The organism is Pseudomaricurvus alkylphenolicus (genome assembly GCF_011683955.1).
Classification (GTDB): domain Bacteria; phylum Pseudomonadota; class Gammaproteobacteria; order Pseudomonadales; family Cellvibrionaceae; genus Pseudomaricurvus; species Pseudomaricurvus alkylphenolicus.
Genome location: NZ_JAAQPI010000062.1, coordinates 1 through 1311 on the forward strand (window position 1 = coordinate 1; position 1311 = coordinate 1311).

The 1311-nt window shown below is 51.4% G+C and carries 1 protein-coding gene; it reads left to right on the forward strand.

Translation table 11 applies throughout. From position 1 onward, the window contains the following. Window positions 1-56: 56 nt before the first annotated feature. Window positions 57-1259 (forward strand): IS256 family transposase, encoded by a 1203-nt coding sequence (locus tag HBA55_RS37105; RefSeq protein WP_167001282.1) that lies wholly within the window; start codon window positions 57-59, stop codon window positions 1257-1259. Window positions 1260-1311: the final 52 nt, after the last annotated feature.

A 1311-nucleotide genomic window follows, 5' to 3' on the forward strand; every position in this document is an offset into this window, starting at 1 on the left:
GGGACTGTTAAAAATTCTGTGTCATTCCTATAATCACGACCCAAAAGGAACGACACATGTCCAACGAGTTCGACTTTAACAAAGCACTGGAAGCCCTACAATCTGGTCAATCTTTGACCGGGAAAGACGGTGTACTGGCACCGCTCGTTAAGCAATTAACTGAAGCTGCCCTGGGCGCTGAACTGGAAGCTCATCTGGCTGAAGAGACAGCGCCGAACCGCAAGAATGGGAAGGGTAAAAAGACCCTGAAGACCACTTCTGGCAATGTCCAGATCGACACACCACGAGATCGCGCTGGCACCTTCGAGCCCCAGCTGGTAAAGAAGAATCAGACCAGCCTCAGCAGCGAGATTGAGACTAAAATCCTTTCCATGTACGGCCGCGGGTTGAGCTATCAAGATATTTGCGAGCATGTCCAGGAAATGTACGGTATCGACGTCTCTAAAGCCACCATCACAGCCGTTACCGACAAGGTCATAGATGAGGTCAAACAGTGGCAACAGCGGCCCCTGGAGAGCCATTATCCGTTCGTCTGGCTGGATGCTATCCACTACAAAGTGAAGGAAAGCAGTCGCTACGTGAGTAAAGCCGTCTATACGGTTTTGGGTCTGAAAATGGACGGCAAAAAGGAGGTGTTGGGCCTGTACCTCTCGGAATCAGAAGGGGCCAATTTCTGGCTGTCGGTGCTAACTGATCTGCAAAACCGGGGCGTGAAAGACATTCTGATCGCCTCTGTCGATGGTCTCACCGGCTTCCCAGAAGCGATCAACACCATCTTCCCGCAGACCGAAGTTCAGCTTTGTATCGTCCATCAAATCCGCAACTCATTGAAGTACGTAGCCTCGAAGAATCACAGGGCATTTATGGCCGACCTGAAGCCTGTGTACAGGGCCGTGTCGAAAGCAGCCGCAGAAGACGCCCTGGACACACTGGAGGCCGTCTGGGGCGAACGCTACCCAATTGTCATCAAGTCCTGGCGCAACAAGTGGGAGACCCTCTCGGCTTATTTCAAGTACCCTGAGGAAATTCGCCGAGTAATCTACACGACCAACTCCATTGAATCGGTACATCGGCAGTTCCGCAAGCTCACCAAAACCAAGGGCGCTTTCCCGAATGAAAACAGTCTACTGAAACTGCTGTATCTCGGCATCCAAAATGCCAGCAAAAAGTGGACAATGCCGATACAAAACTGGGGGCTCACCCTGTCGCAGCTCGCCATATTCTTTGAAGGCCGGCTTGATGAAGTTATTGAATTATGATGTTATGCGGGAACGCCTAAACCCGGCCTGACACAGAATTTTAGACGCTCCC

Bases quoted from the DNA above. Each gene is read 5' to 3' on its own strand.
- HBA55_RS37105 (WP_167001282.1), top strand. From the start codon at position 57: ATGTCCAACGAGTTCGACTTTAACAAAGCACTGGAAGCCCTACAATCT.